Source organism: Halorhabdus utahensis DSM 12940 (assembly GCF_000023945.1).
Classification (GTDB): Archaea; Halobacteriota; Halobacteria; order Halobacteriales; family Haloarculaceae; genus Halorhabdus; species Halorhabdus utahensis.
Window position 1 is genome coordinate 1,521,311 of sequence record NC_013158.1, and the last position, 26,942, is coordinate 1,548,252.

The 26,942-nt window shown below is 64.1% G+C and carries 27 protein-coding genes and 2 pseudogenes; 16 read left to right on the forward strand and 13 right to left on the reverse strand.

Features of this window, described 5'->3' with window-relative positions:
- Window positions 1-13 precede the first annotated feature (13 nt).
- Complete coding sequence (locus HUTA_RS07540; RefSeq protein ID WP_015789296.1) at window positions 14-610, reverse strand: L-threonylcarbamoyladenylate synthase; 597 nt, start codon at window positions 608-610, stop codon at window positions 14-16.
- Between the two features lie 179 nt (window positions 611-789).
- Here HUTA_RS07540 and HUTA_RS07545 point away from each other — a divergent pair, with 179 nt between their 5' ends.
- Entirely contained in the window at window positions 790-2,196 is a 1,407-nt protein-coding gene (locus HUTA_RS07545; protein ID WP_015789297.1) for a hemolysin family protein, read from the forward strand.
- A gap of 1 nt (window position 2,197) precedes the next feature.
- On the opposite strand, the gene HUTA_RS07550 is transcribed toward HUTA_RS07545, so the two are convergent.
- Window positions 2,198-3,382 (reverse strand): inorganic phosphate transporter, encoded by a 1,185-nt coding sequence (locus HUTA_RS07550; RefSeq protein WP_015789298.1) that lies wholly within the window; start codon window positions 3,380-3,382, stop codon window positions 2,198-2,200.
- 75 nt (window positions 3,383-3,457) lie between these two features.
- On the reverse strand, window positions 3,458-4,147 hold the full coding sequence (locus HUTA_RS07555) for a DUF5828 family protein (protein ID WP_015789299.1): 690 nt from the start codon (window positions 4,145-4,147) through the stop codon (window positions 3,458-3,460).
- Window positions 4,148-4,322: 175 nt separating this feature from the next.
- Between HUTA_RS07555 and upp the strand changes: the two genes are divergently transcribed.
- Entirely contained in the window at window positions 4,323-4,997 is a 675-nt protein-coding gene (gene upp / locus HUTA_RS07560) for a uracil phosphoribosyltransferase (protein ID WP_015789300.1), read from the forward strand.
- A 128-nt stretch (window positions 4,998-5,125) separates the two neighbouring features.
- Here the strand turns inward: upp and HUTA_RS07565 are convergent, their stop codons facing one another.
- The 5 genes and pseudogenes from HUTA_RS07565 to HUTA_RS16105 all read right to left on the reverse strand — a co-directional run.
- A complete protein-coding gene (locus tag HUTA_RS07565; protein WP_015789301.1) occupies window positions 5,126-5,581 on the reverse strand; it encodes a type II toxin-antitoxin system VapC family toxin in 456 nt (151 codons plus the stop codon).
- Window positions 5,578-5,931 (reverse strand): helix-turn-helix domain-containing protein, encoded by a 354-nt coding sequence (locus HUTA_RS07570; RefSeq protein WP_015789302.1) that lies wholly within the window; start codon window positions 5,929-5,931, stop codon window positions 5,578-5,580. Before HUTA_RS07570 ends, HUTA_RS07565 begins: the two co-directional genes overlap by 4 nt.
- Before the next feature lie 103 nt (window positions 5,932-6,034).
- Window positions 6,035-6,670, reverse strand: coding sequence for an IMPACT family protein (locus tag HUTA_RS07575; protein ID WP_015789303.1), 636 nt, complete (start codon window positions 6,668-6,670; stop codon window positions 6,035-6,037).
- On the reverse strand, window positions 6,667-7,035 hold the full coding sequence (locus tag HUTA_RS15855; RefSeq protein ID WP_245529149.1) for a DUF2127 domain-containing protein: 369 nt from the start codon (window positions 7,033-7,035) through the stop codon (window positions 6,667-6,669). The genes HUTA_RS07575 and HUTA_RS15855 overlap by 4 nt, the downstream gene beginning before the upstream one ends.
- Window positions 7,036-7,347: 312 nt before the next feature.
- Window positions 7,348-7,416: pseudogene (locus HUTA_RS16105) on the reverse strand (zinc-ribbon domain-containing protein); the annotation flags it as partial.
- Between the two features lie 188 nt (window positions 7,417-7,604).
- On the opposite strand from HUTA_RS16105, the gene HUTA_RS07585 reads away from it, so the two are divergent.
- On the forward strand, window positions 7,605-8,204 hold the full coding sequence (locus HUTA_RS07585; RefSeq protein WP_015789305.1) for a PH domain-containing protein: 600 nt from the start codon (window positions 7,605-7,607) through the stop codon (window positions 8,202-8,204).
- Between the two features lie 137 nt (window positions 8,205-8,341).
- On the opposite strand, the gene HUTA_RS07590 is transcribed toward HUTA_RS07585, so the two are convergent.
- Both HUTA_RS07590 and HUTA_RS07595 read right to left on the reverse strand, forming a co-directional pair.
- Window positions 8,342-8,572 (reverse strand): hypothetical protein, encoded by a 231-nt coding sequence (locus HUTA_RS07590; RefSeq protein WP_015789306.1) that lies wholly within the window; start codon window positions 8,570-8,572, stop codon window positions 8,342-8,344.
- Between the two features lie 163 nt (window positions 8,573-8,735).
- Window positions 8,736-9,347 carry an IMPACT family protein gene (locus HUTA_RS07595; protein ID WP_015789307.1) on the reverse strand — a complete coding sequence of 204 codons (612 nt, stop codon included), beginning with the start codon at window positions 9,345-9,347 and terminating at the stop codon, window positions 8,736-8,738.
- A 183-nt stretch (window positions 9,348-9,530) separates the two neighbouring features.
- On the opposite strand from HUTA_RS07595, the gene HUTA_RS15575 reads away from it, so the two are divergent.
- From HUTA_RS15575 to HUTA_RS07610, 4 genes are all read left to right on the forward strand, one after another.
- On the forward strand, window positions 9,531-9,701 hold the full coding sequence (locus HUTA_RS15575; protein WP_015789308.1) for a DUF7837 family putative zinc-binding protein: 171 nt from the start codon (window positions 9,531-9,533) through the stop codon (window positions 9,699-9,701).
- Between the two features lie 89 nt (window positions 9,702-9,790).
- Window positions 9,791-10,861, forward strand: a complete 1,071-nt coding sequence (locus HUTA_RS07600; RefSeq protein WP_015789309.1) for a DUF7350 domain-containing protein — start codon at window positions 9,791-9,793, stop codon at window positions 10,859-10,861.
- Window positions 10,862-10,936: 75 nt separating this feature from the next.
- Complete coding sequence (locus HUTA_RS07605) at window positions 10,937-12,217, forward strand: DUF7405 family protein (protein WP_015789310.1); 1,281 nt, start codon at window positions 10,937-10,939, stop codon at window positions 12,215-12,217.
- A gap of 97 nt (window positions 12,218-12,314) precedes the next feature.
- Window positions 12,315-13,379, forward strand: coding sequence for a hypothetical protein (locus HUTA_RS07610; protein WP_015789311.1), 1,065 nt, complete (start codon window positions 12,315-12,317; stop codon window positions 13,377-13,379).
- Window positions 13,380-13,408: 29 nt separating this feature from the next.
- On the opposite strand, the gene HUTA_RS07615 is transcribed toward HUTA_RS07610, so the two are convergent.
- Both HUTA_RS07615 and HUTA_RS07620 read right to left on the reverse strand, forming a co-directional pair.
- Entirely contained in the window at window positions 13,409-13,618 is a 210-nt protein-coding gene (locus tag HUTA_RS07615) for a hypothetical protein (protein WP_015789312.1), read from the reverse strand.
- 80 nt (window positions 13,619-13,698) lie between these two features.
- Entirely contained in the window at window positions 13,699-14,229 is a 531-nt protein-coding gene (locus tag HUTA_RS07620; protein ID WP_015789313.1) for a DUF1349 domain-containing protein, read from the reverse strand.
- A 99-nt stretch (window positions 14,230-14,328) separates the two neighbouring features.
- On the opposite strand from HUTA_RS07620, the gene HUTA_RS07625 reads away from it, so the two are divergent.
- Window positions 14,329-14,958, forward strand: coding sequence for a class I SAM-dependent methyltransferase (locus HUTA_RS07625; RefSeq protein WP_015789314.1), 630 nt, complete (start codon window positions 14,329-14,331; stop codon window positions 14,956-14,958).
- A gap of 37 nt (window positions 14,959-14,995) precedes the next feature.
- Here the strand turns inward: HUTA_RS07625 and HUTA_RS07630 are convergent, their stop codons facing one another.
- Entirely contained in the window at window positions 14,996-17,158 is a 2,163-nt protein-coding gene (locus HUTA_RS07630) for a hypothetical protein (protein WP_049941237.1), read from the reverse strand.
- A 100-nt stretch (window positions 17,159-17,258) separates the two neighbouring features.
- On the opposite strand from HUTA_RS07630, the gene HUTA_RS07635 reads away from it, so the two are divergent.
- The 8 genes and pseudogenes from HUTA_RS07635 (at window position 17,259) to HUTA_RS07670 (ending at window position 26,941) form a co-directional block, all read left to right on the forward strand.
- Window positions 17,259-17,633 carry a response regulator transcription factor gene (locus tag HUTA_RS07635; protein WP_015789316.1) on the forward strand — a complete coding sequence of 125 codons (375 nt, stop codon included), beginning with the start codon at window positions 17,259-17,261 and terminating at the stop codon, window positions 17,631-17,633.
- Between the two features lie 31 nt (window positions 17,634-17,664).
- The gene (locus tag HUTA_RS07640) at window positions 17,665-18,789 is read left to right on the forward strand and encodes a HEAT repeat domain-containing protein (RefSeq protein ID WP_015789317.1); all 1,125 of its coding nucleotides are present in this window, start codon (window positions 17,665-17,667) and stop codon (window positions 18,787-18,789) included.
- A gap of 1 nt (window position 18,790) precedes the next feature.
- Window positions 18,791-20,215 (forward strand): annotated as a pseudogene (locus HUTA_RS07645) (glycosyltransferase family 2 protein); the annotation flags it as partial.
- Window positions 20,216-20,313: 98 nt separating this feature from the next.
- Window positions 20,314-21,465, forward strand: coding sequence for a sensor histidine kinase (locus HUTA_RS07650; protein ID WP_015789319.1), 1,152 nt, complete (start codon window positions 20,314-20,316; stop codon window positions 21,463-21,465).
- 142 nt (window positions 21,466-21,607) lie between these two features.
- Complete coding sequence (locus HUTA_RS07655; RefSeq protein WP_015789320.1) at window positions 21,608-24,229, forward strand: PAS domain-containing protein; 2,622 nt, start codon at window positions 21,608-21,610, stop codon at window positions 24,227-24,229.
- A gap of 794 nt (window positions 24,230-25,023) precedes the next feature.
- Window positions 25,024-25,206 (forward strand): hypothetical protein, encoded by a 183-nt coding sequence (locus HUTA_RS07660; RefSeq protein ID WP_015789321.1) that lies wholly within the window; start codon window positions 25,024-25,026, stop codon window positions 25,204-25,206.
- The gene (locus HUTA_RS07665) at window positions 25,203-25,934 is read left to right on the forward strand and encodes an FAD-binding protein (protein ID WP_015789322.1); all 732 of its coding nucleotides are present in this window, start codon (window positions 25,203-25,205) and stop codon (window positions 25,932-25,934) included. The genes HUTA_RS07660 and HUTA_RS07665 overlap by 4 nt, the downstream gene beginning before the upstream one ends.
- Window positions 25,935-25,963: 29 nt before the next feature.
- Window positions 25,964-26,941, forward strand: a complete 978-nt coding sequence (locus tag HUTA_RS07670) for a DUF7551 domain-containing protein (protein WP_015789323.1) — start codon at window positions 25,964-25,966, stop codon at window positions 26,939-26,941.
- The last annotated feature ends 1 nt before the right edge of the window (window position 26,942 follow it).

A 26,942-nucleotide genomic window follows, 5' to 3' on the forward strand; every position in this document is an offset into this window, starting at 1 on the left:
GTGCCCAAAGCTGTTACGCCGAATGGGTTTCGAGCCAGTCCTCGACGGCGTCTGCGTTCGCACCACGGCGGTGGATCGTCCCCCGGCTCACGTCGACGACGGTGCTCGCCGTCCCGGGCGTCTCCCCGCCGTCGAGGATCACGCCGGCAGCGGTCCGGATCTCGGCATCCAGGTCAGCGGGATCGGTGACGCTCGGCTGGCCACTGACGTTCGCGCTGGTCGCCGTCAGCGGGCCGCTGCGTTCAAGCAGTTCGCGAGCGAGGTCGTGGTCCGGGATGCGAACGCCGACACGGTCGCGGCCGCCGGTGAGTGCGTCCGGGACGGGGTCGCGCCCCTCGACGACGACCGTCACCGGGCCGGGCAGAAACTCCTGCATGAACCGCTGCTCGGTCACCGACGGGCTGACGTAGTCAAGTGCGGCCTCGACGGACGCGACGCCGAGCGAGAGCGGATTGTCCCGATCGCGTCGCTTGGTTTCGAAGACGGCTTCGATCGCAGCTGTGTCGAGCGCGTCCGCGCCGAGTCCGTAGACCGTTTCGGTCGGATAGACCACCAGCCCACCGGACTTGACGACCTCGGCCGCCGCCGTGAGGTCAGAGTCGCGCGTCATGTCAGGGCGACCTGCGCTTCCAAGCGCGCCCGGGAAAACGTGTTCTCGAGTGGTCGGTATCCGACATGCTCCGCCGTTAGGAGCGGATCCAGCTAAGTCTGTCGGGAGTGCCTTGATGTCCAGCCCATGACAGAGCGTCACCAAAGGGTTAATTTCCCGGCAGACACCAAGGTGTGTTGATGGGGATATCTGTGCTTACAGCAGTGGCAGAGGCCAGTGCGTACCTGTATACCGTACCGATCGTCGGCATCGAGCTTTCAAAAACAGGTGTCACGGCGATCGGCATCCTCATGATCCTGTTTCTCATCGTCGGATCGGGCTTTTTCTCCTCCTCCGAGATCGCGATGTTCTCGCTGGGGACCCACCGGATCGACCCGATGGTCGAACAGGGGCTCCGTGGGGCGAAAGCGATCAAGTCACTCAAGGAGGACCCCCACCGGTTGCTCGTGACGATCCTGGTCGGGAACAACATGGTCAACATCACGATGTCCTCGATCTCGACGACCATCGTGGGTTTCTACTTCGATCCGGGGACGGCAGTCCTCGTCTCGTCGTTCGGGATCACGTCACTGGTGTTGATATTCGGTGAGACGGCACCCAAATCCTACGCCGTCGACAACACCGAGTTACATGCACGCCGCGTGGCTCCAGTACTGCAGTTCGTCGAGAAACTGCTGTGGCCGCTGATCACCCTCTTTCACTACGTGACCCAGTTCGTCAACAAACTCACGGGCGGCGGGCCGGCCATCGAGTCGTCGTACCTCAGCCGGTCGGAGATCCGGGAGATGATCCAGACCGGCGAGCGCGAGGGAGTCCTCGACGAGGAAGAGCGACAGATGCTCCAGCGGACCCTCCGGTTCAACCGGACGATCGCCAAGGAGGTCATGACGCCGCGCCTGGACATGGACGCCATCTCGGCCGACTCGTCGGTCGAAGAGGCGATCGCGGAGTGTGTCCACAGCGGCCACACCCGGCTGCCGGTCTACGAGGGTGGTCTCGACAACGTCATCGGGGTCGTCAACATCCGTGATCTCGTCCGTGACGCCCAGTACGGCGGGACAGACGATGTCGAGCTTCAAGACCTCATCGAGCCGACGCTGCACGTCCCCGAAAGCAAGAACGTCGACGATCTCCTGACGGAGATGCGGAGCGAACGCCTCCACATGGTGATCGTCATCGACGAGTTCGGCACCACAGAGGGACTCGTCACCATGGAGGACCTCACCGAGGAGATCGTCGGCGAGATCCTCGAAGGCGAAGAGGAACACCCGATCGAATTCGTCAACGACGACACCGTGACGGTCAAAGGGGAAGTCAACATCGAGGAAGTCAACGAAGCGCTGTCGATCGACCTCCCGGAGGGCGAGGAGTTCGAGACCATCGCCGGGTTCATCTTCAACCGAGCGGGTCGGCTCGTCGAGGAAGGCGAATCCATCGAGTACGAGGGGATTCAGATCCGTGTCGAGCAAGTCGAGAACACCCGGATCATGAAAGCCCGGATCACACGACCGGAAGAGGGAGCGACACTCGAATCGGAAGCCGAAGGCGGGGACGACGACCACGAGAGTGACACGAACGACGCCTGAATCACACCATCGAAAGTATCGTGTACCCGGCGTAGCCGGCACCGAGCGCGATACCGAGTGAACCGACCCACGCCAGGACGGTATACCCCATTTTTGCGCGACCGATGCCGGCCTCGCCGGCGGCAAAGCCGCTGCCGACGATCGCACTCACCATGATCTCGTTGAACGAGACCGGAATCCCGAAGAAGACGGCCGTCTGGGCGATCGCAAACGCGGGGATCAGCGCCGCTATCGACCGCCGTGGGGACAGCGAGGAGTAATCCTGGCTGAGCGCCTTGATCATCCGCGGCGCGCCGGTCCAGGAACCCGCGAGCAGCCCGATCCCGCCGCCGAACAGGACGGCGAGCAGCGGGACATCGTAGGGGTCGACGACCGGCAGGACGGGGCCGACGGCGAGACCAACCTGACTCCCGCCCGCCGAGAAGGCGACGAGGCCGCCCAACACCAGCAGGAACTGCCGCTGGGCGGCCGCCCGGTCGATCCTGAGGGAGCGATAAAGGCTACCCGCAGCCAGGGCGGCCAGAGCGACCGTCACCAGCACGGGGCCCAACGGCGGGCCACCCAGCGCCCGCGAGACGGCGACCGCGATCGAGGCCCCCTCGCCGGCTCCGCCGAGGACACTGAACTCGATGTTTGCAAGAATGACGCCGATGAGGCCGGCGAGGGCGGCGACGATCCGATCCTCGCCGCCGATCCCGCTCTGAAGCCACCGCGCAGTCACGTAGGCGATCCCGCCGCCGAGAAACGGCGTGGCGACCCACAGCGCGACGATCTCCTGGTAGGTAGCCCAGGCCGGTTGACCGCCCAGCGCCAGCCCGACGCCGACGACTGCGCCGGTCACGGTAAAGGCCGTCGCGATGGGGTAACCGGTGAACACGCCGATAGCGACCAGCCCCCCCGCGATGAGGAGCAGCAGGATCGAGGCGGCCGGGGTCAGTCCGCCGCCGTCGGGGAACAACACGAGCCCGGAGCCGACCGTCTCGGAGACGTTTGCGCCCTGGAGTACGGCACCCGCCAGCCCGAGCAGCCCGACGACGAACGCCGCCTGCATCACCGAAATCGCGTTGGCACCGACCGCGGGCGCAAAGGGGGTCGATCCCGACGAGCCCGCACCGATCGCCCACGCCATAAACAGACTCGCCAGCGCGGCGACGACGAGGGTAGCGACCGTAACGAATAGTCCCATTAGTGGGAGTTGAGTCTCGGCGAGGTAATAGTCTGCGGAAACGCGGGCACGCAAGCGAGCGACTCCGGACGGCGTTCACGTCGTGTCCGAGTCGGTCCACTCGTGATCTTCCGGGGGGACGTCGACGCCTTCGGCGGCCGCGCTGGCATCAGTTTCCTTGGGCGCATCGATGTGCCACCTGTCGACTTGCTGCTCGAAGTCGGCAAGTTTGTTCGAGACACGGATCTTGAGGTCATCGTCGTTGACGTTGACCTCGAAAACGTACTCGGGATCCTCGTCTTCGACCCGCCGGAGGTTCGCACTGATCAGGTCGTTGTCGAAGTAGTATGGCGCGACCTGCGTCATGACGTTCCGGTAGACCTTGTCCTCGACCGCACGGATCGCCTTCCGGCCGGCCGAGTCCGCTGCGCGCGCGACGTAATCGATCGATTCGCCCCACGCGTCGACGGCCTCGTCGGGTTCGTCTAAATTTTCGTATGAATCAGCGAGTTTCTCGCCGGCCGTCCGGAGGTCGTCGTCGGGGTCTTTGCCCTTCTTTTCGCCCTTTCCCTCGTCAAGACGGGCCTGCTGGGCAGTCTTTTCGTTGACGTCCTCGTCGAGTCGCTCGTGGCTCTTGGGTCGCCACTCGTCGAACTCTTCGAGAGCGTCCGTATCGACGTCGTGATCCGCGGCAAGTTCTCGAAGGGCGCGGGTAATTCGCTCTCCGTGCTCGACCACGTCGACCCAACCGCCGTGAACTTTGAATCCGGAGACGCTTTCGTCCATGATATCTCGGGAGCGAAGGATGAGGAGTCGCTCCCAGTGATAGCATTCGTAGGTGTCGATATGTATAAGCCTTATCGGAGCGTGTGAGTCTCTCCCCTGCCAAATGCCGGCGCACAGCGGTCATCCCGCCGGTAAATATCAACGCCTTTGAGGCGGGCTGGCGACAGTATCAACGATGACTATCGAAGACCACGAACGCGCGAAGGTCGTCGGCCACGCGCTGGCCAGGGACACGCTGACCCGACTCCGGGACGTCGAGACCGAACAGGTCGCCTTCCGGAAGGGGCTCGTGAAACTCGGCCGGATCTGTGGCTACGAGATCGTCGACGGCCTGCTCGAAAGCGAGACGGTGACCGTCGAGACACCCCTCACGACGACCGAGGGCGAACGCGTCGGCGAGATGGACGACGTCGTGATCGTCAACGTTCTCCGGGCGGCGACGCCGTTCGTCGAGGGGCTGCTCAAGGCCTTCCCCCGCGCGAAACAGGGCGTCATCTCCGCCGGCCGCGACGAGGAGGGCGGCATGGACACCGAGGGCCGCTTCGACATCTCCATCGAGTACGTCAAGATGCCTGCGATCCACGAGGAAGACACCCTCATTCTCGCCGACCCGATGCTCGCGACCGGCTCGACGATGTGTGCCGTCCTCGAGGAAGTGCTCGACGGCGCGGACCCCGAGCGCGTGATCGTCCTCTCCGCGGTCAGCGCGCCTGAGGGGTTGGATCGACTCCGCGAGGAGTTCCCCGACGTCGAACTATTGACCGTCGCCGTCGACGATCATCTGGACGACAACGGCTACATCGTCCCTGGATTGGGCGACGCCGGCGACCGGGCGTTCCGGACGACGTGAGCGTCGTTTATCGACGGAATTCCGTTGTTCGGTCGTTCGCCATTTCGATCGAACGGCTCCGAAGCGACACGTTTTCCTCGCGCTTGCCGGCTGTTTTCCCGCCCGTGGTGTGAAGAGTGTGAATGGGACTACACGTCCGGCATATCGATGTCGGCAGGGACGAGCGACAACCCCAGCGTCCGGAAGTCAGTGTCGAACGCGAAGACGTATTCGACGTCGTGCTCACGCGCCAGCGTCGCCGTCGCGTGGTCGACGAAGGAGATCTGCTGGTCGTCGTACCGGTCGAACGCCGCACAGACGGCACCGAACGTCGTTGCATCCGGGTGCAGAATTGTCACCGCATCCGAGTCCCGAATCCACGACAGCGTCGCACTCGCCCGCTCGTGGCCGGCCTTTCGCAACACGAGCGTCGCGAGTTCGCTCAGGACGTAGTTCGTCGTGTACAGCGGTCGAAAGTGCAGTCTATCGTCCCCGATCGCATCCATGACTGCTCGTGCCTGATCGTGACGTGGCGCGTTCGAAACGAAGGACGCGAAAAACGCGCCCGTATCGACGAACAGCGGCGTCGCGCCGGCCCCGCTCATCGCTCGACTGACCCGTAAAGGACGTCGTCGATCTCGTCGTCAGCAACCGGATCGTCGACGGAAAACGCCGGCGCGTCGAACAGGGGATCGGCGTTGCCCTCGGTGTCCTCGCTGTCGTCCGTGTACCACCATACGACGGTTCGACTGCCGAGCGAGACCTTCTCCAGTCGACCCGCCTCCGCCAACGTACGGAGCCGCCGGTAAGCGGTCGATCGGTCGACGTCGAAGCGATCGGCGACCTCCCCAGCAGTGTGGAACGGCCGTCCCACAGCGAAGTACCGGATGATGTCCCGGTCGTCGAAATCGGTCTCGAATTGCCCGCGATCATCGCGGTCCGTATTTCCGGACATGGCTGTTCTCTATTACGGAGTGTCATTTCTGAACACTAATAGATGTGCCGGTTGTGAGGGATGAACACGATATAGTGCATGGCATTGTTGCCGCAGTCCCGGATCACTCGGATGTCTCGACCGTCGCCCGCCCACTTGTCGCGCTCCCGACCCGATCCCGGAGCGCCGCCAACTCGGCGGTCGGGACCCGCACGACGAACGCAACGCGCTCCTCGTAACAGGCCTCGAACTCCACGCCTTCGCTCTCTAAAATCGATCTGACCGTCCCGGAATCGTCGTACTCGACCTCGATCGCAACGCGTTCGTGTGGGCGCACCTCACGAACGCCGGCGTCGTCGACCGCTTCCTTGACAGCCCGAGAGTAGGCACTCACCAGCCCGCCGACGCCCAGCTCCGTCCCGCCGAAGTACCGCGTTACGACGACCGCGACATTCTCAAGTTCCTGGCCGTCGAGGACGTTCAACGCGGGTTTGCCTGCCGATCCCGATGGTTCGTCATCGTCACTCGCCCACGCCCGGAGCGGATCGGCACGCACCCGGTAGGCCGGGACGTTGTGGGTCGCATCGTCGTACTCCGCACGGATCGAACCGACGAACGCCTCGGCCGCGTCAACGGTCCCGGCCGGGCGCGCGTGACCGATGAACTCCGAACCCGAGATGGTGAACCGCCCCTCAGCGACGCCGGCACTCGTGTGTTCCGAACGGCTTGAGCGACGGAAACCTTCGGGGAGATCGCTCACTGCATCGCTGCCGGCAGATACGCATCGACATCGAAGAGCTCACGCTTCCTGTAGAGGTACCCCGCGATAGCGAGATGCAACACGATACTGATGAGAACGATACCCCCACCTGTGCCGGCGAGTTGGGCCACATTCACGAGCAGGCTGAGGGCGACGAGCGCGACCCCGAGCAGCCAGCCCCACCATTCCAGGTTCCATAGCCCGTAGACGGCCGCGAAGTCTCCGATGCCAATCACCACGAGAAGAAAGCCCAGTCCGCCGAGTGTCGATCCAGTCCCCCTCGCGCCCAGGGCCGTCGCGGCCTGGCTCGCGTCCCCAGCAATAGCCCCGGTGAACAGCGAGAACACACCGAGGATGCCGAACACTGCACAGAGCACCCTGATTCCCGTCGGTGCCCTCCCGATTGTGGCGTCCCGGTACCCCTGTGGGTGACCGTGCCCCGATGGTGAGTGGCCAGCCCCCGTTGTCGCCGACTGCTGGCCGCCGGGCCCACGCTGATCTCCATATCCATCTGATTCCCCCTGCCGTGGCTGCCCAGCGGTCCCCCGCTCCCGGCCGGGTCCAGCGTGTCCCTGCTGAGGTTGCTGTCCAGGGGTGGGATTGTCCCCATCCCAGTCCGGTCGCTGCTGCCCGCTGGATCGGGTACGCTCCCTCGCGACATCCTGGTCGGCCACTGGTTCACCACAGCTACTACAGTAATTGACGCCTCCCTGAAGTTCCGCTCCACAGTTCGGACAGACCGCCATGTTCCGTAATCGAAATTATAGATATTAAATTTTTCTGTCAATAATTGATATCTCTTCCGTAACATAATTAGATCTATTTCTGTCGCTATTTTCGGCTGTTCCCACTTATTTTACTATCATTCTGGATTATATGTTGTTTATAATTACAAATGTTTTACATAGGCCCTTCCGTATAAGCTATTTGTCGTATGTCCGATTCGCCACAGCAATCACAGCAACGACGAGATCAACAGCAACAGGGTGACGGGGCTGACCGCGCGCACGTACTGGACGATGAGACGATCATCGTCGAGACGCGGCCATCATGGACAGTCTGGTTCTGGCAGCTCGTGGGTGCCGTGCTGATTCTGTTGGCCGGTCTCCTCCTCGGCGGGGAGGCGGGAAGCGGGGTGGTGGTCGTGATTCCAGTGCTGCTCTCGCTGTTTATTTTTGGCTGGATCTGGTACCGACGAAAGCGGATCCGCTACGTCGTTACCGACCGCCGGGCAATGATCGTCACCGGCATCTCCTCGAAGAAGACGACCGAGATATGGCTCGAAGACGCTCGATCGATGCAGACTGGATCGTCATTTTTCGAACGGCTGCTTGGCCATGGCACGATCATTCTCTCGGATTCGACACTGACCCGCAATTCACTCAACGCATTGGGCGCCGTCCCGTTTCTCTCCGCGCTCCCGATCTTCAACGCTGGTCGGGGACTAACCTTCAGCGGTATTAGCGACCCCGTTCGCGTCGCCAACGTCATCCGGAAACGGCAATCTGCACTGAAATCAGCGAGTAGCGATTAATCGGGCCAACGGGTTCTCGGAAAGCGTCCGGTTCGCCGGGCAGGAACGTATCCGGCCCGCGGAGGCGAGTTCACAATCTGTTGTGTGGCTCTGGACGGGGTTGACACCCCGTCAGCGCCACGACAGTGGCTGCCCTGTCACGAACTCAGAATCCCAAGCCACAGCAGCGTCCCGAAGAATCCGGCAACGGCCTTACTCAGCAGCAGGTTTCCCATAACGAACGCCCTGAGGACGGGAATGATCTGGCCAGCTGTGATCGACTCGACGAGATACCCGAGTTCCTGGCCGAGGTATTCCAGATTCATGATCACGTCGAACAGCGAAATCGGACCAAGCACGAAGTCGATGAGGAGTTGAACGAGACCCATTGCGTGAGGGGGTGGTCGCCAGTTAAATGTAACTTCCGCCTAGTATTCGCATATGTTTATTTTCTTTCAGATTACATTAAATGACGGAGAATACTTTGATATCGTATTCCGTCTTCCGTGTGGCCGACGACTATCGGAACCGTGACTTGCCACTGGAGTTGCGTTACGCTTCGGGTGTTTCAACCATCGCCCGCCCGCTCGTTGCGCTCGCAATCCGGTCTCGAAGAGTGTCGCTTTCGGCGGTCGGCACCCGCACGATGAACTGCACACGTGCTTCGTAGCTGGCTTCAAAGTCGACCCCTTCGCTCTCCAAAATCGACCGGACTGTCCCTGAATCGTCGTACTCGACGGTGATCGCCAGGCGCTCGTGTGGCCGCTCTTCCCGGACGCCGGCGTCCTCGGTCGCCTCCTTGACGGCCCGGGAATAGGCGCTCACCAGGCCACCGACGCCGAGTTCAGTTCCACCGAAGTATCGCGTCACGACGACGACCACGTTCTCCAGTTCCTGGCCGGCGAGAACGTTCAACGCCGGCTTGCCGGCCGAACCAGAGGGTTCGCCGTCGTCGCTGGCCCACGCCCGAAGTGGATCGGCCCGCACCCGATAGGCGGGGACGTTGTGAGTCGCGTCGTCGTATTCGGCCCGGACCTCCTCGACGAACGCCTCAGCCGCCTCGACAGTCTCGGCTGGTCTGGCATGGCCGAGGAACTGAGAGCCCGATATCGTGAACTGTGACTCCCCGGGACCGGCAACCGTCCGGTAGCGTTCGTCCGTCACTGCCGGCGCTTCGCCGGCAATCGTGAAACCAGTTTCGCGACGAACCGCAGCGGATACCGTTTCAGTCAAGCAGTTTCACTTTCACTCCGGGGGGATCGCCTATTTACCCATTCACGATCCAGATAGAAGTGGAGCGTCGCTGGTCACACGCCGCACACGCTCCATCGTTCCCCTTTCAATACAATGCACGCAGACACCCGTCCAGTCGGTCGCTGTCCCCGATGCGGGACCGGAATCACGCCCGAGCGCGTCATCATCAGATACGAACGCACCGACGGCGAGGCGATGTACGCGACCTGTCCGGACTGTCGGGACGTTGTTCGACCCCATCCCGCCGTCGAATCGACGGCGTGAGCCGACACGATCCCGGCGGGCGTTCGAGCGACCCCAGTAGCGACCGCCGCGATCGCAACCCGTTTTGACGAGCGATCCCAAGCACAACTGTGTTCAGACGGGAGTTTCTCGCGACCGGATCGGCACTGGGAATCGCCGCGCTCGCCGGCTGTGGATCCCTGGAGTCGAGAGCAATCGACATCCCGCCGGTCCTGGACAACCGACCCGACGCGATCTACGTTCCGGGCCACGTCGAGGGGATGAACATGGTCGGCATCGAGACGACCGGGGAGTACGACGTCGCGCTTTCATATAGCTATCCCCACCGCTTCTGGACGGTCACCGGCACCGATGTCGAGCGCACGTCGACCGAGGAGGCGGACTCGGTTCACCTGATGGCGACAGTCTGGGACGCAGAGACGGGGATGATCCTCCCGGAGGTCGGCGTCGCCATCGAAATCACGCAGGATGGATCGCTCGTCTCGGAGGAGACCGTCTACGCGATGCTCTCGGGGCCGATGGGTGTCCACCACGGCGCGAACTTTGCGGGCCTCGATGAAGGCGACTACGAGGTGGCCGTCCGCGTCGGCGCGACAGCGAGTCGCCCGACGGGCGCGTTCGCGGGACGGTTCGAGGAGCCAGCGACGGCGACGTTCGAATTCACCTTCGACCAGGAAACGATGGGAGAGATTCGCTTCGATCGACTCGACCGTGGAGGCGAGCGTGGGGCCATCGAGCCGATGCCGATGGGCGCGGTCCCCACCGGCGTCGCACCTGCCACGGACGATCTACCAGGGAAAGCCGTGAAAGCCATGGCCGGAGACATCCGCTACGTGGCGACGGTGGTCGACCCACCTGCCGGGATCGAGGACGAGGGGCCGTACCTCGCACTCTCACCCCGGACGCGGTACAACGGCTACTATCTCTCGCGGATGGGGGTGTCCGTGAGCCTGGAGGGCAACGGCGAATCGTCGACCGAGGAGACACTGACCCGGGCGATCGACCCCGAGTTGGGATATCACTACGGGACGACGCTGCCACGCGAGGGCGAGCAAGGCGAGACCGCGAGCCGCGAGCGTGACGAGCTGTCGATCACGGTCGAGACGCCACCACAGGTCGCCAGACACGAGGGCTACGAGACGGCGTTTTTCGACGTGCCGACGACGACGCTGTCGCTGTGAGGGACCACACCTGGAAACAGCCACCGGCTCGCCGCGGCCGACGCGGTTTAGGCCCCGGATCACCAAGCGTCCCCGATGGAAGCGCGACCGGAGTACGACCGCCGGCAGTTGCTGAAGGCTGCGGTCGCCACCGGCGGCGTGGCCGCGTTGAGCGCGTGTCTCGACGTCACTGACGAGCCTGTGCCGACGGGCGTCGACGATCCCGAGACGCTACCAGAGCGCCAGCACGCCTGGAACGACCGCGTCCGGAGTGACGAGCACGGCAACGTGGCACTTCCGCGCCACCAGTCACTGCTGTACCTGACCCTCGATGGCGACGGGCCACCGACCGACGCCGACCGCGAGGTCGTCCGGAACGCCCTCCGGACGCTCGATCGGGCCTACGAACGCTCGAACGAGGGGCTGGTCTATTCGATCGCCTACTCGCCATCCTACTTCGAGCGCTTCGACGCGTCGCTTCCCGACGGGATCGACCTGCCGTCGCCGCGACGCCTCTCGCCCTTCGAGGAACCCGAATTCGACACCCAGGACGCCCTGCTTCACCTCGCCAGCGACCGCGCCGACGTGATTCTGGCGGCCGAGGCGGCGCTTCGGGGCGATCGAGATGAAGTCAACGGCGTCACCCTCGACGCGCCGCTCACGGACGCGATGCCCGTCGCGGACCGCCGGTCCGGGTTCGTCGGTCCCGGGATGCCGGCCGACCGGCAGGACGTCGCGGGGATCCCGGACGGCGATCCCGTCCCCGAGGCCGCGCCGCTGTTCATGGGCTTTGAGGCCGGCTTCCGGGGCAACCAGGCCACGGAGGACTACGTCACGATCGAGTCGGGGCGCTTCGCCGGCGGGACGACCAAACACGTCTCCCGACTCCGCCAGCGCCTCGAGGACTGGTACGGCGAGCAGGACTTCGAGCAGCGAGTCGCGGAGCTGTTCAGTCCCGCTCATGCCGAAGCGGGACTCGTCGAGGGCGTCGGCGAGAATCTCGGCAGCGATAGCGGACTGACACCGGAAATGATCGAGAAGGTCCGTGAGCACGCCAGCGAGTTCGGGCGGGTCGGCCATGCCCAGAAGGCCGCCCGGGCGAACCGCGACGAGGACGGCAACGTCCGACTCCTGCGACGCCACGTCGAGTCGACGGACGGCGACGTCGCCGCGCTGCACTTCCCGTCGCTCCAGCGGGGCATCTCGGCCTTCGAGGACGTCCGGAAGGCGATGAACGGGACCGATCTGACCGACGAGCCGGCGATCCGCCAGCGGGTCAACAACGGCATCCTGGAGTACATCTTCACGACGCACCGCGGGAACTTTCTGGTGCCGCCGCGCCGCCTTCGGGTGCTCCCTCGGCCACGGCCCGCGTAGCGACGGTACGGCAAATGCCGGCTGGCGCGTCCGCGGGAATCCACCCAATTGGCCGGGGCCAAAACGATTATTGGGCGGACACGCCGACAGAGAAGGTATGCAACGACGCGCTGCGGCGATCTATGCCGCGTTTTTCATTCTCGTCGGCGTCTCAGCGTACGCTTTCATCGGCATCGCCGAGCAGCCGACAGTGTCACTGGCTGGCGACGAGTACGCGGCCGGGGCAAACCTCGACGTCGGCGATCGGACGTATACGGTCGAAACCGTCGACGCTGACGCCGACTCCGGGGAACTCTCCTGGACGAACGAATCAGCGACGTTCACGGTGACGTTCGAGAACGACACGACAGTCTCACCGCTCGAAGTGCAGTGGGATGGCCAGCGAGCGCGATGGACCGAGACGCTCGCCAACGGCTCGACGTTCGCCTACGAGAACGGGACCTATCGGGTCGGCGTCAATGCCTCGGCCGACCCGCCAACCGCGACACTCCAGCACGTCGAGAACGCCTCGGTGAACGAGAGCGTCGAGCTCGGTGATACGCTCGCGTATCAAAACAACGAGACGACGATCACGGCCATCGACGCCGACGGGATGACACTCGCCTGGAGCGAACCCTACCTCGTCGCCGTCCCGAACGTCACCGATCCCTCGTCAGTCACGTTCCGCCAGCAATTCGACGTCGAAACCCGGCTCGCACGCGACGACTTGGTGTACAACGAGACGGTGACGGTCGGAAGCGGCGAGTCCGTGGTCCACCGGGCCGACAACGCGACGACGGCACTCGATACGTACCTGCCCGCGCCCGATACCGCGACGTTCGAGGAGGGCGAGACGATCCACTATGCGGGCAACGAGACGATCGTCGAGAACGTCACAGCCGGCGGCGTCACGCTCGCGTGGGACGGGGTGCGAACGGAGACCGTCCGCTTCGCCGAGGGAGCGAACATTACCCTCGCCGGCCAGCCCTACTTCACGCACTTCAGTGGCTCCTCCCAGGTCCAGATCCTGCCGCGTGAGGACGCCTACGAAACGTACCAGCAACAACTCGACGAGCAGGAGTACTTCACCGAGCGGAAGAACGGTCTCTGGGGCGTCACGCTGTTCAGCGGCCTCGTCGCCGCGATGTTGCTGGGGATGGCGTACCTGCCCAGAAAAGGGTAGTCGGTTCCGAAAACCCACGCCCGTGAACCTTAGTCGGTCCGAGCGAGCCAAACGAGTCCGACACCGATCGCCGCCGTTCCCAGGATACCGAGGAGCTGGAAGATCGTCACCGGAATGCTCCCGTTGGTCGCCCAGGGCATCCCGATGACGGTCAGGAGACTCATCACGACCAGAAACGCCCCTGTCGCGACACCCAGCGGTTCGAGTCGATCGGTGAACCGGTCCGTGAATCCGTTCATACCCGTTCCTGTGAGTTCTAGATAGTAAAACAACCGGTTACGGTTCGGAGAAGATTACCGGGGAGCGTCACCCCCGACGCTCACTCGATCGAAAAGTCCTCGAAGGTCACGTCGAACCCCTCACCAGTAGGCGCTGCGGCCATCATCCCGACAGAGAGCGTCTCGGCCTCGGTGAGGTATCCCTGACGGAGCATCTGGAAGGCCTCGCCGTCCCTGGAGAAGAACGTCTCGACGGTCTCGCCGGTACGTTCGACGCGGACGGACACGGACTCGGGGTCGTCATCCAGCGGCGAGACCGACCAGTCGGAGAACTCGCGAGTGATGACAGTGCTTGCCTGTTGTCCCCCGTCGACGTACTCGATGCCGGTCTTCAGCCAGGTCGACTCGTCCTCGCGGACCATCAGCCCGGCCTGATCGTACTGGTCGGCGTACGCGCCGGTGACGGTCACCCGAGCAGAAAAATCACCCGAGACCTCGCGATAATAGAATGGCGCGTCGTCCTGAACGAAGTCGTGGGCCGTCACGCGCCAGCAGTCGGTCCCGGGGTCGGTGCGAAGAGTGAGTCGATCGCCGTCTTCCTGCCACTCGGTAGGTTCGTTGCGCCACGCCATGGTTCCAGTGAGGGCCGACGGCTGAAATCGTTCGGGATCGAAGAGTCAAGAACGACCGGGAAGCCAAGACACACCCCGCCGGCGCGTCTATCGACGGTAATGAGCAACGACGGCGACCCCGCCCATCCGCTGTTCGCCGCTGTCTACGATCCCGCGATGGCTCACGCCGAACGTACGATCCTCGAATCCCACCGGGAGTACCTCGCCGAGGGCCTCACGGGGTCCGTCCTGGATCTCGGGGCGGGTACCGGCGCGATGTTCCCGTATTTCCAAAAACGCGCGTCGGTCCACGCCACCGAACCCGACCGGCACATGCGCCGCCGGGCGCGTGAACGGGCCGAGCGCGAGGGGAGCGACGTCAAGCTCCACGACGCCGGCGCGGCCGACCTCCCCTTCCCGGACGACCACTTCGACGCCGTCGTCTCCTCGATGGTGTTCTGCAGCGTACCCGACGTCGAGGGGTCACTGGCGGAGGTCCAACGAGTCCTGCACCCTGGCGGGGAGTTCCGGTTTCTCGAACACGTCGCCGACGACGGGTGGCGCGAGACGGTCCAGGTGGCCGTCGCGCCGGCCTGGAAACGACTCGCCGGTGGGTGTCACCTCACGCGCCGGACGGCCTCGCGATTCGCCAGTAGCGACGCCTTCGACGTGGTCGAGATGGATCGCTTCGAGCTCGGCGTGACGCCGGTCCGGCCGTTCGTGCGCGGGCGGCTCCGGAAGCGAAAGTGAGTCAACCGTTCCGGCTCGGCTCCGGAAGCGTCGGTGATCAGCCGCGCTCGCCCCAGTCCGTCCGATCGAGGACGTGATACGACTGTTTCAGCCGCTCCTCGTAGGGAGGTCGGTCCCAGGTCGACCACGAATAGGTCGTGGTTTCGAGTGTGCCGGCGGCGGTTCCGGGAACCGCATGGTCGATCAAGCCCGTCGAAGCTGAATCGGCCGTCCCGGCTCCACTGGGGTCGTAGGTCGCGGCACCGACCTGGATCGAGTCGAAATCGGTCACGTCCAGCCCGTCGTCCCACGCTGTCGCGATGCGCTGTTTCGAGGAGGGATCAGCGACGTTCAGCAGGATCCACGGCAGGCGGAGTTCGATGACGTCGCGCTCGGTGTCGACGTGGACGTCAGTCAGCGAGTCGTAAGATTCGGCCTCGGGGTTGCCGTTCCCGTACCGGAGTCGCCCAGTCTCGACAGCCTCGAAGGGGACCGATTCACCAGTCGGCGGCACAGTGTACCCGAGATTGATCGGTTCGCGGACGGGGACGAATCCGGCACGTCCATCGCGATAGGTGTCGAGATCGAGCCCGGCAATTTCGCCAAATTCACGCGCGAACGCATCGTAGGATGACTCGACCAGCAGCCTGGAGTCATCCGGGCCACCCAGGTCGGCGACGAAATCAGCCGTCGCCGTCAGCGCGCCGACCGGCAGCGACTGGGCACGGCCCGTCAGTCCGACCGTGACGAGCGCGCCCGTCCGGCCCCATTGCATCGGCTCCGGAAGGGTCGCAAACTCCAGACGGATCGCAAGCCCCGCGAGATCGTGGGAGATCTGCATCCCAGTCAGCGTCCGTTCGTCGGGAGCGTCGGTCGGTTCCGCGGGTCGAACTACCGTGGCGTCGTCCCAATCCCCGGGTGACCCATCGAGTGTGATCGCGTCAGGCGACTGGAACGCCAGGAGGCCAAAGCGCTGTTCCGGCGTCTCGACGTTCGACCAGTGGGGCCGTCGCCCGGGGACCGAGCGCGCGTCGAGGTTCCAGGTGCGTTTGAACCACTCGTCCTGCCAGGAAAACGCGATGCCCCCCGCCGTATCCGCGGCGAGGATGTCCTGATACATCGCCGCCACGATCTCGCCCTGTTCACGCTCGGTGTGGCGACCCTGGTCGCGCCCGTGGACATCGCGGTGGGCAATCCCGCGGGAACTTGGGACGCCGAACTCCGCGATCAACACGGGCTGGTCGGTCGAAGCGATCAGGTCGTGCAGATAGCCCGCGTAGCTGTTTGGCTCCCCGCGATGATCGACGTAATCGACGTACTCCGGCGTCTCGTTCAGCAGGTCGGGGTAGTACGGGTAGGCGTGATAGGACGCGAATGTGCCAGCATCGAAATCGTCGGTCGCCACGATGGCATCGGGGTCGACGCTGACCAGATCCTCGTCGTGATACGGTTCGTATGGATGGTCGAGCGGGTCGGTCGTCACCCAGTTGACGAACGACAGCGGGCGCTGGACGTCGTAACGGTCGCTCTCGTGGGTCGCGAGGGTGTCGAGTCGGCCCGCGAGCCACTGTTCGAACCGGGAGCCGCCTTGCGTCCGAACGAACGACCCCTCGAAGTCGCCGTCAGCATCGGCTTCGTTGGTCGCCTCGACTACCTCCGGTGGCCACTCGATGCCGAAGAGGTACCCCAGCGTGACGTCACTGACGTCGGCGTCGAAGGGGCCGCTCGCGTATCCGGGGCGTTCGGGGAGCGTCGTGTCGCCGTGGACGACCTCGACGGTCCGTCGGAGTTCCCGATCGACCGTCGATGAGAGGGCGGTGGCGTCCCCGGCGTCGATCAACTCGGCAGTCGGAACCCAGGTACCCTGGAGCAACAACAGCGGCTCCTCGGCATCGTCGTTGTACGCCCGGAGGGCGCGATAGAAGGCAGGCGGGTGGATCGTGTAGGTCCGGACGACATTGGCGATCTCGCCGATGTGCTCCAGCCAGCGGTCGTATTCGGCGCGTTCGATGGCGGCCGAGCCCGGGAAGTACCCCGGTTTCGCCATTCCGAGGTTCACTCCCCTGACCGTGAGTTCCGTGACGGTGCCCTCTGATCGGCGTTCGAATCCGTCAGCGCCGATCCGGTACGCCGGTGGCGATGACCGGTCCGTCGATTGACATCCGGAGAGACCGGCGAGGCCGGCGGCACCGACGGTAGCGACGAATCGACGACGATTCACAGATGAGTCAGGGACCACAACGTCATGAGATTGTCGGCGACGTCAATTGGCTTCGCCTCATGAGGTGATTATTTGTGGATGCCACCGCATTGTCTGACAAATGGCGGAATCGATCCTCGTCGTCGACGACGACACCACGATCCGGCAGTTACTTCGCCACCGCTTCGAAGCGGCCGGGTTCGAGGTTCGTGTCTGTGAGGACGGCCAGGAAGCTGCCGACCTCTTGTCGACGGGGTTCGAGCCCGACGCCCTCGTCGTCGACGTCATGATGCCCCGTCTCAACGGGACGCGGCTGGTTCGGATGCTCAGAAACGGGGAGCTGGCGGTCCGAACTGACCTGCCGGTCGTGATGCTCACCTCCCGCGGCCGGGAGGAACACGTTCTCGAAGGCTTCGACGCCGGCGTCGACGACTACGTCTCGAAGCCGTTCCGGAGCGCGGAGCTACTGGCCCGCGTCCGGCGACACCTCCCATGACGCGAGTCGTCCCCTTCGAGGTGAGGGTGTGATGGCGGGGGCCGTCGGCGCGTTCGGGTACGAAGTCCCGCTGATCGTGATCCTGGCCGTGGTCGCGCTCGTGATCGGACTGCTACTGACCGTCTCGTTTTACATCACCATCGGCTGGTCAGTGTACCGCTCGGTCGTCGACGAGCGGCGTGATCGCGTCAGGGACGACCTTCGGGAAGCGCTGCTCGAGCGCCTCTTTGCCGACGATCCCGGCTGGGAGGAGTGGGTCGAGACGCTCTCCGGAACCGAGCGGCGAGTTACCGAGTCGCTGCTCGACGAGTTTCTCCGTGAGCTCGATGGCGGGGACAAGGCACAGCTGCAGGGGCTCGGCGTCGCCCTTGGGATTCCCGACCGCGCGCGCAACCAACTCGACGGCCGCGGCGAGTTCGAGCACCTCGATGCACTGACCTGGCTGACGTTGCTCGACGATCCCGACCCGTATCTGGAGTCTGCGTTCGAGCCGAAGACGCCGCGGGAGCGGGCGGCGACGGTGACGCTGCTGTCCGAGACCGACAGCCTCGCGGACGCCCGACAGGGTGTTTCGATACTGCTCGACGACATTGACGGCCAGTTCACAGTCTTCGGCCAGGACACGCTGCATCGCGTCTCACGATCGAACCCGACACCGCTGTTGGAGACCGCACGCAGGGAGTATCGAAGCTGGAACGAACCCCTGCTCGCGCAAGTGCTTGCGGTCTGTGCCAACCTGGAGACCAGCGTCGGCGACCAGGACCTCTCGTGGCTGACCGCGGCCCTGGAGACCGAAAACGAAGCGATCCGGGCCGCCGCGGCGCGGGCGCTCGGGAGTTTTGGCTGGCGGGAAACCGTCCGTGACCGGGCGTTTCTGGAACGGGCGGTCGGCGATCCGTCACCACGGGTTCGGGGTGCCGTCTACGAGATGCTCGGCGCGTGGGGGGACCAGCCAGCACTGAGTGTCCTCCTGTACGCCCTGGTGAGCGAAACCCATCCGCGAGCCGTAGAACGGGGGACAGCGGCGCTCGTCGACCGCCGCGACCGCATCGATCCCGACACGCCGGCGGTGTTGGGCCCGGCCTGGGACTGGAGTGTCGAACACGCCGAGTACGACGAGATGGCCCGACACGGCTCCAAGCGGGTGTATAGTTGAGATGCACACGATCACACACGCCGTCCTGATGGGACTGGCCGGGTTCGGCGTTTTTGTCGTGGGGTATTACGCATTGATCAGCGTCGGCTACCTGTTTTTGCACGTCCTGGCGCTGTTTGAACTCCGCGAAGACGTCAAGGAGTCGCGATGGGACCCGCCGTTCCGGAAGTTCAGCTCCCCGTTCTATCCCGGCATCGGGATCGTCGTGCCGGCGTACAACGAGGAGGCCACCATCGTCGAGAGCGTCCGCTCGATGCTCTCGTTGAACTACCCGGAGACCGAGGTCGTCGTCGTCAACGACGGCTCGACCGACGCGACGCTGGATCGACTCCGCGAGCAGTTCGATCTCGAAGCCATCGACGCGGAGATTCCGTTCGACGTCCCCGCCGAAGAGATCCACGGCGTCTACCGGTCGACGACCGACGAGAAGTTGCTCGTCGTCGACAAGGACAACGGTGGCAAAAGCGACGCCCTCAATGCGGGGATCTGGCTGACCGACATGCCGCTGTTCTGTGCCGTCGACGCGGATACGATCATCGACCGCGATGCGCTCCTCCAGATCGTGACGCCCTTCCTCAAGGAGCCAACGACCGCCGTCGCCTCAGGGGGCGTCATCCGTGTCGCCAACGACTGTACAGTCGAGGACGGCATCGTCACTGACGTCTCCCTGCCGAAGACGGGACTGCCCGGACTCCAGGTGATGGAGTACCTCCGTGCCTTCTACTCGGGTCGACTCGGTCTCAACCGGATCAACGGACTCATCCTCATCTCGGGAGCCTTCGGGCTCTTCCAGACGGAAACCGTCCGCGAGATCGGTGGCTACAGACACGACACGATCACGGAGGACTTCGACATCGTCGTGCGCCTCCACAAACACCTGACCGAGCAGGACCGGGAGTACACGGTCGATTTCGTCCCGGAACCGGTCGCCTGGACGGAGGTTCCGAGCAGCCGCCGGGTACTCAGCCGGCAGCGAAGACGCTGGTACCGGGGGATGATGGAGACCGTCGTGACCAACCGCAAAATGTTGTTCAATCGCGCGTATGGTCGCGTCGGGACCGTGGTGATGCCGTTTTTCGTCGCGGCGGAAACACTCGGCCCGCTCATCGAAGGGCTTGGATACGTCGTGCTCCCGGTGGCGTGGTACTTCGGAGCGCTGGACGTGACGTTCGTGCTCATGTTCTTCCTCCTGACGACCGGCTACGGCGTCTTCCTGTCGTGGTTCGGCGTCTTCAGCGAGGTCTGGAGTTTCAACCGCTACGACAGCCCCTGGCAGGTGTTGCGCCTGCTGTGGTACGGCGTTCTGGAGAACTTCGGGTACAGACAGTGGAAGACGATCGTCGCCTGGCGCGGCCTCATCGAGTATCTCCGTGGCGTCGAGACCTGGGGCGTGATGGAACGCAGCGGCTTCGCCGGTGAGGAGGAGTGATAGGTGCTATCAGCGGTCGGCCGACTGACTGATCCCCCACCGCGAGCGCGTCGAGACGAGCAAACCTTTTCCCACGGTCAACGGTACCAATCAACATGGACACTCCGGAGCGCAGGAACTACTTTCGCGATCTGTTCGAAGTCGGTACCGATCGGTCCGCCCCGCTCGAGCAGAAAATCGAGCGAGCAATCACGCTCGGACGGGATCGACTGGGCGTCGACTACGGCGTCCTGTCGTATACGGGTGCCGGCGAGTACGAAATCGTCGACTCGACGATCGAAAGCGGGGCCTACGAGGCGGGGACGATCCACGAACTCGGGGAAACGTGGTGTCGCCACGTCGTGTCCGACCGCGAGATGCTCGTCGTCGCCGACGCGGCAAACTCGCCTTATCGCGACGACGTCGCCCGTGAGGCGACCGGACTTCAGTGTTATATCGGTGCCGCTGTCCTCGTCGACGGCGAGGTCTACGGCACGCTCTGTTACTCGGGGGAGGACCCACTGGAGCGGGAATTCACCGAGGACGACGAGCGGTTCGTCCAGTTGCTCACCCAGTGGATCAGCTACGAGATCGAGCGCGAACAACACTACCGGGCCTTAGACGCACAGAACGAACGCCTGACGGAGTTCGCCGGCGTCCTCGCCCACGACCTGCGGAACCCGTTGACCGGGGCCCGTGGCTATACGGAACTCGTCGAAGAATCTGTCTCCGATCCCGAGGCGAGCCATCTTCAAACCGTCCTCGAGTCCTTAGACCGCATGGAGCAACTCATCACAGACACCCTCTCGCTGGCCAGGGAGGGGGCCGATGTCGGCGAGCGCGAACCGGTTTCGCTGGCCGCGGTCGCTGAGCGGGCCTGGAACACCGTGCAACCGGACACCGCAGTGCTCGCCGTCGAGAGCGATCGAACGATCCGTGCCGACGCCTCCAGACTCCGGCAGTTGTTCGAGAACCTCTTTCGGAACGTGATGGAACACTGCCCGCCAGGGACCCGAGTGACCGTCGAGGGGACCGATACGGGGTTCGCCGTCAGCGACGACGGTCCCGGCCTCCCGCCGGCGATCGCCGATTCGCTGTTCGGCGGGTCCTTCGGTAGCAACCGCCGCGGCCTTGGCCTGCTCGTCGTCGAACGGGTCGTCTCCGGCCACGGCTGGGACGGGACGGTCGAAACGGACGAAGACGGCACACGCTTTGAATTCACTGGCGTCGGGATGGTCACTGAACCACCATCGGCCTCGATTCAGTGACGGTGGTGGGCGGTCGAAAGGCCGATGTCGAGTGACAGTGCGATTGTGCTGTGGCGTCTCACCAGGAGTCGACGGCGCACTCTCTCAAAATCGAGAACGGCCCCCGACCGTTCATATAGCCAGACTGTCTAATCAAACCAAGATGACTCGTTTTGACGACGGGAAGACCGGACCGATAACGGTCCTGTACGTGAACGACGACCGTTCGTTCGGGGATCTGGTCCGGACGAAGCTGTCACGGTGTGGCGAGATCGATGTAGAGACGGCGACTGCTGCGGAGACGGCGATGGAGAAACTTGCGACGACCGAATTCGACTGCGTGGTGACCTCCTACGCGCTGCCCGACGGAACGGGGATCGACCTCCTCGAACAGATCCAGGCGGAACACGACGACCTCCCGACCGTCCTGTTCACCGGTCGCGGGAGCGAAGAAGTGGCGAGTCGCGCAACCCGGGCCGACGTCTCCGATTACATTCCGATCCGACCGAACCAGGAGAGCTTCGAGCTGCTGGCCCGGCGGATCGAAACGCTGGTCGACGCCGCGCGCAAGCGAGCGGCCGCCGACCGGATGACCGATCGGTTCCGACGGACGCTCGAACGGGCGACCGACGCGATCTACGCCGTCGACACCGACTGGCGGATCGAATACATGAACGAGAAGATGGGCGACCGAGTCGACCGGGACCCGGAGGAAGTCGTCGGCAACGTGCTCTGGGAGGAGTTCCCGGCGGTCGTTGACACGGAACTCGAAGACCGCTACCGGACGGCGATGGAAACCGGCGAGTCGGTCTCCTTCGAGCAATACGTCGGCGAGCCCTTCGAGTACTGGGTCGACGTTCGTGTGTTCCCGGACGAGGACGGCCTGACCGTCTTCTCCCAGGAGATCACCGACCGAAAGCAACAGCAACGCGAATATCAGGAACTCGCCGAGGAGTACGACGCGCTGCTGGATACGTCCGGTGACGCGATCTTCGTCCTCGACGTCGACATGTCAGGACAGGATCCGGAGTTCACGTTTGCACAGCTGAGTCCTGGGTACGAGACCCAGACCGGGCTTTCGACGGACGAGGTCAAGGACAGGACACCGCGGGACGTCTTCGGCGAGGAACGCGGTGCAGAGCTTGCGGCGAACTACGCCGAATGCGTCGAGCAGCGCGAGCCGATCTCCTATCGCGAGGAGTTGTCGGTCGCCCCGGACGCCCGCTTCTGGGAGACATCGCTCGCACCGGTCATCGTCGACGACGAGATCGTCCGGATCGTCGGTATCGCTCGGAACGTCACCGAACAAGTACAGCGCGAGCGCAAACTCGAACAGGCGAACCAGCGACTGGAGGGACTCATCGAGGCGACGCCGCTGACGATCATGGAAATCGACGCCGACGGTGAGGTCATCCGCTGGAACGAGGGTGCAGAGGAGATGTTCGGATGGTCGCGCGAGGAGGTCCTGGGCGAATTTAACCCGATAATCCCTGAGGACCAGCAGACACAATTCGATGCCCATCGCCGGGCAGCACTCAACGGGAAACCGATCCGTGGCAAGGAGATTCAACGAGAGACCAAGGAGGGGCGACGACTAGATCTCCTGCTGTCGGTCGCCCCGATCGAGGACTCGAACGGCGAGGTGACCAGCATTCTCGCCGTCCTCGAAGACATAACCGAACAGAAACACCTGGAGAACCGCCTTCGATCGCTACAGCGAACCGCACAGCAACTCAGCGCCGCACAGTCCACCGAAGAGATCGCCAATATCGCCGTCGGCGCTGCCGTCGAAATCCTCGGGTTCGAGATCACCGGGATCTGGGAGTACGACGAGCGGGAACACGCCCTCATCCCGATCACTGAGACAGCCGAGGCGCGCGAGCTCGTCGGCGAGTCACCGCGATTCGATCCGGGTGACAGTCTCGCCTGGAAGGCCTTCGACACCGGCGAACTCCAGGTGTTCGACGACGTCAGAGAGGATGACGAGCGGTATAACGAGGACACGAGGATCAGAAGTGAGATCCAGGTGCCCCTGGGCGACTATGGCCTTATCTCGACTGGCTCGCCGACGACCCGAGAGTTCTCCGAGACGGACGTCGACCTGTTCAGAATCCTCGGCGCGACCGTCGAGGCAGCGCTGGCACGGGCCAGCCGGGAAGCTGAGCTAAAGCGACAGAACGAACGTCTCGATCAGTTCGCGAGCGTCGTGGCCCACGATCTTCGGAACCCGCTCACCGTCGCGATGGGCTTTCTCGAAGTGGCCGCCGAGACGGGCGACCCGGACCACTTCGAGAAGGTCGAAGCCGCTCACGACCGGATCGAACGTCTCATCGAAGACCTCCTGACGCTCGCCCGTGGGGAGACGACGATCGAGGACAGAGAACAGATCGACCTCGGCGCAGTTGCACGGGAAGCGTGGGGCTACGTCGACACGAGCGAGGCGACGATGGAGGTCGCCGAGGGCGTGCCAGTCGTCGCCGGTGACGCCGGGCGGTTGAGTCAACTGTTCGAGAACCTCTTCCGAAACGCGGTCGAACACGGCGGCAAGGACGTGACGATCACGGTCGGCAAGCGAGCGGACGGTGGGTTCTACGTCGCGGACGATGGCGAAGGGATTCCGCTGGAAAATCGGGAGTCAGTGTTCGACCACGGCGTCACCACGAACGAGGGCGGAACGGGCTTTGGCCTCTCGATCGTCGAGGACATCGCGAAGGCACACGGCTGGACCGTCTCCGTCAGCGAATCGGACGAAGGCGGTGCGCGATTCGATTTTGACATCGACTGATAGAACCGCGAGAAACCGACGACAGCGCACTCCTGAGGAAAACTCCAACCCGGAAGGTGTGCGGAAACCGCCTCAGAGCGTCCCGTGTGCCGGTGTCAACAGTTGCGTGGCTCCCGATGACCCCTCGGGATGACGGCCCACCCCCTTCGAACCTCGGCCAGCCGACTTCAGTATAGTCGTATTTAGTTTATCGAGTGCCGTGACAGGGCATCGCTTTACGGCACGACCTTCCGAATTGAGAGGAGGCAATCTCGAGAGGAGACAGGCCGAACAGCGCGAATACAGTGGCAGTCTTCAGCCTGACAGCGGTTCGAAGTGTCGATCGGCGGTGTGAACCTCCCCGACGAGGACACCACGTCGGCTCGACCGCCAACGCTGTGATCGTCGGCTCCGCCTGCTGGGAAACGCTAGTCCAGTGTCGGGCCACGAGACAACCTGTGGGCAACCCCTGCTATCTCAGGGATGGGTTGCCGCCTGGGAGACCCATACGGGTGGTTCATATCTCCCGGCATGATGACAGCCGAGCCCCGCACAGTGCTGGGTGCTTGCCGCCCGACTGCGGCTGGCCGTCAAACTCCACGGCTACGATAAACCATATACCGATATACCTAATTGAGTTCCGGCCGAATGCACTGTTTGGGAGGATGCGGTCAGGCCGGAAGGCCGAGAAAGTGCTGAACGAGCCAGGCGCTTCGACCGCATGGAGCGAAGTACGTCACAGCCGGATGACTGTCGGAGTGTCTGGCCAGGTAGAATTTCGGAACATCTTTATGTTGTTTAGGCTAGCCTAAAAAATGACAACCGAGACAAACGACGAGAATGGACAGACCCGACGTGACGGCGGAACGGACGGCGGTGCAGTCGACGGCGGACCGTTCACGGGTTGTGTCGGCGATGGCGGACAGTCGAGGCGTGAGGGGATACCCGCCGACGTGGCGACGGACACCTCGACGGCCACGGAGACTGCCGAGTCATGACTGCGCCGATGGACGTGGTCGTCGTCGGCGGCGGTGTCGCGGGCCGCTCGGCGGCCGTGTTCACCGCTCGCCACGGACTGGACACACGTGTGATCGACTCGGGTGAGTCGATCCTGCGCCGAAACGCCCACCTGGAGAACTTCCCGGGCTTCCCGGCCGGCGTCAACGGCCGGCAGTTACTGGATCTGCTCGAAGAACAGGCGGCAGAAGCCGGTTGCGAGCAGGTGACCGGAACCGTCACGCGGGTCGAGCCGACCGACGAGGGGTTCGCCGTCGAGACCGAGGACAGCAACCGCTCCCAGGCGACGTACGTCGTCGCGGCGACCAAGAACGCGGTGGGCTACCTCGACGGGGTCGATGGCGTCGGAATCATCGACCGGGGGAAGTCGTTCGTCGACACCGACGAGCGGGGTCGCACCGGCGTCGAGGGGCTGTACGCCGCCGGCAGACTCGCCGAGAAGCCCCACCAGGCGATCGTCTGTGCCGGCCACGGCGCGGAAGTCGGCGTGACGATCCTCGAAGACGACGGCCGGCCGTTCTACCACGACTGGGTCGCGCCCGACGGGTACTTCACCGACCGCGGTCGCGAGTTGCCCCCAGGTTGTGAGGAGATCGACGACGAACAGCGCCGGGAGCGCGAACGGCGCTCGCTCGGCGTGACCCGCGAGCGTTTCGCCGAACCGCATCCGGACGAACAGGTCACCCACCCGAGTCTGCGAGGCGAGTGACGGGACGAAATATCGACGGAGAACCACACATGCTCGGAACGACGCTCGAAGAGATCCGGTCACACATCGAATCACTGGCGAGCGAGGACGGGCCGTACTACCTCGTCTGTGCTCGCTACGGCGACCGGCCGGTCCCCACGACTGGCCTCCGGTTCCGGACCCGAGCCGAAGCACGGACCGCTGCACGCGCGACCGAGCAGTATCGGGCGGCGCTGCGGCGCTACGACCCGCGATTGCCCCGCTACGACGTCATCGTGTGCCAGAGATCCCTTCGGGTAACGCCCGGATCAACCGGCAGAGGTTCTGAACCTGGCGGATCGACCAGTCGAACCGATCAGGCACGGCCGCCCGAAGACGACCAGGGGGCCGACGGCGAACCGCGCTCGGAGCCGAGTGACGTCGATCCCTGGAGCGGGTCGAATCACGGTCCCGGGAGTCGCGTGGAGTTCTGCCATCGGGTTGCCGGGGCCGTCTTCGAGGCGCTGTCGGACTGTGGTCACGACGCGGTTGAATCGGCCGTGATGGACGCGTACTTCGAACTGGCCGAGCGCGTGGGGGACCTCGACGACCTCTGTGTCTGTCTGCTCGAGAGTATGGCGGGCGAGATCGACCGGGGACTTTCGGCCGACGAGCAGGCGACGGTCATCGACACGGCAGTCTCACGGTTGCCGGGGCCGGCTTCGACGGACCACCCGGTCGAGGCGACGCTGGCGTCACTCGAAAGCCGGGAGCTACTCAAGGAGTTCACGTGGTCGCCAGCGACCGAGGGTCACGATCCGAGGGCCGTCGATGTGGTCGTTGGTCTCTCCGGGTACGCGCTGTCACCCCGGGACGGGCGGCTGCCCGTCCTCCCCGTGGTCGTCGAACTGGTCCGTCACGAGCCGTCGAAGCGGGTCGCGTCGCTTCGCGTGGCCGATCTCGAGGACGGCTGGCGGATCCGCCTCCGACTGGCTCGTAGCGCGACGTCGGACGAACTCGTCACGGCACATATCCGTTCGGAGGGTTGAG